The 2,493-nt window shown below is 63.2% G+C and carries 2 protein-coding genes; both read right to left on the reverse strand.

Annotated features, from left to right (window positions below; genetic code table 11):
- Positions 1–1,455, reverse strand: a 1,455-nt coding sequence (locus JOZ76_RS34025) for an AMP-binding protein (protein ID WP_291705762.1), incomplete at its 3' end; no start/stop codon positions are given.
- Positions 1,456–1,726: 271 nt separating this feature from the next.
- On the reverse strand, positions 1,727–2,493 hold a 767-nt coding region (locus JOZ76_RS34030; protein WP_291705763.1), incomplete at its 5' end, for a serine hydrolase domain-containing protein.

The raw sequence follows: 2,493 nt of genomic DNA on the forward strand, positions 1-2,493 counted from the left end.
GCCGAACACCTGCACGTCCTGGATCTTTGGGTGACGATAGAGGAACTCCTCGATCTCGCGCGGATAGAGATTCTCGCCGCCGCGGATCACCATGTCCTTGATGCGGCCGACGATGTTGCAAAAACCCTCGGCGTCGATGGTGGCGAGGTCGCCGGTGTGCATCCAGCCGTTGCGATCGAGCACGTCGGCGGTCTTTTCCACCTCGTCCCAATAGCCCAGCATGACGCTGTAGCCGCGGGTGCAGAGCTCGCCGCGTTCGCCGCGCTTGACGATCCTGCCGTCGAGATCGACCACCTTGACCTCGACATGAGGATGAATGCGCCCGACCGTCGACACGCGCCGTTCCATGGGATCGTCGACCGCGCTCTGGAAGCTCACCGGGCTCGTCTCGGTCATGCCGTAGGCGATCGTCACCTCGCGCATGTTCATCTCGGAATTGACGCGCTTCATCACCTCGATCGGGCAGGGCGCGCCGGCCATGATGCCGGTGCGCAGCGATGACAGATCGAAGCGCGAAAACTCGGCATGATCGAGTTCGGCGATGAACATGGTCGGCACGCCGTACAGTGTCGTGCATCTCTCCTCGGCGATGGTCTTGAGCGTGGTGAGCGGATCAAAACCTTCGCCGGGATAGACCATGGCGGCGCCGAGCGTCACCGCGGCGAGATTGCCCATCACCATGCCAAAGCAATGATAGAGCGGCACCGGAATGCAGATGCGGTCCTGCTCGGTGAGCCGCATGGCGCGGCCGGTGAAATAGCCGTTGTTGAGGATGTTGTGGTGCGTCAGCGTGACGCCCTTGGGCGAGCCCGTGGTGCCGCTGGTGAATTGAATATTGACGGCATCGTCGAACTGCAGTTCGCGGCCGAGCGCTGTGAGCTGCTCGCGGTGGCGCGCGCCGCCCATCTGCGCAACCTCGTCGAACGCGATGGTACCGGGACATTTTGGGCCACCGATCTGGATCACGGCGCGGAGCTGCGGCAGCCGCGCCGCTTCGAGATGGCCAGGATGTGAGGTCGCAAGCTCCGGCAGCAGCGTATTCAGCATCTCCATGTAGCCCGAGGTCTTGAACGCCGTTGCGCTGACGACGGCGGCGCAACCGACTTTCTGAAGCGCGAATTCGAGCTCGGTCAGGCGGTAGGCGGGATTGATCGTGACCAGGATCAGTCCGGCTTTCGCCGCGGCAAACTGCGTCAGCGTCCATTCCGGCCGGTTCAACGACCAGATGCCGATCCGCTCGCCGCGCTGCAGGCCGAGCGCGAGAAAGCCCGCGGCCAGCGCGTCGACCTTTTCCGAAAATTCCGTCCAGGTCCAGCGCACGCCGTGACTCGGCGAGACCAGCGCCTCGCGCTCGCCCCAGCGCTCCACGGCGAGATCGAGGCTGCGTCCGATGGTGTCGCCAAGCAGCGGCGCGCTGGACGTGCCGCACACATAACTATCCGCTCGCTCAGTCAACGTTCGTTCCTCCCTGTTGCCGAACAGCATGCGATCGGCGTCGGCGATGCCTGCTCAGTCGTATCGATAATAAATCGTCGGAACGTTTCGAACAGGCCCGACTTACGGTGAAGGCGCTGATGTTTCACCGTCGTCATGGCCGGGCTTGTCCCGGCCATCCACGTCTTTGCCACGTCGAAAAGTAAGACGTGTATGCCCGGCACAAGGCCGGGCATGACGAAAGTGTGGATGCTGTATCGCATTACAGGAACAGCCGGCGTGCCGTCGCAGCTCACGCCGCCTTGCGGCCGCCGGCGGCGTCGAGGCCGGCATAGACGCCGCGCTCGAAGCCCGCGAAGGCTTCCAGGCAGGTTGCGTCGACGAACGGCAACAGCTGCATCAGGATGACACCGGTAACGTCGCGTGCGGGGTCGATCCAGAAATAGGTGTTGGCGAGGCCCGCCCAGGCGAAGCTCCCGGCGCTGCGGCCCTCCGGCGTCATCGTGGTGTTGATCATGAAGCTCAGGCCCCATTTCTTCACCATGTCCGGATAGGGGTCGACGTCGTTGGTGTAGATCGCCGCCGCGGTGGTCATCTTGTTCATCACCAATTCGCCGATGTGGTTCTGGCTCATCAGCTCGATCGTCTCGGGTTTCAGCACCTGGTTGCCGTTGCCTTTGCCCTTGTTGAGGATCATCTGGCAGAACTTGATGTAGTCGCCGGCCGTGCCATAAAGCCCGCCGCCGCCCATGTGGAATTCCGGATCCTGGGCCAGCTCGAACGGGATGGACGAAAGCTGGCCATCCTCACCGCGTGCATGCATGCCGACCAGCCGCTTGCGCTGGTCATCGCCAATCTTGAAAGCGGTGTCGTTCATGCCGAGCGGCGCCAACATGTGGTCGCGCAGATAGGCGTCGAGCCGCTTGCCGCTGACGGCCTCCACGGCCTTGCCGACGAAATCGATGTTGATGCCGTATTCCCAGCGGGTGCCGGGATCGGACGTCAGCGGCGTCTTCAGCGCGTCATTCCTGCAGGAGGTGATGCCCGGTAGCCCGGTTT

The sequence above is a fragment of the Bradyrhizobium sp. genome, from assembly GCF_019244115.1.
In the GTDB taxonomy this organism is placed as follows: Bacteria; Pseudomonadota; Alphaproteobacteria; order Rhizobiales; family Xanthobacteraceae; genus Bradyrhizobium.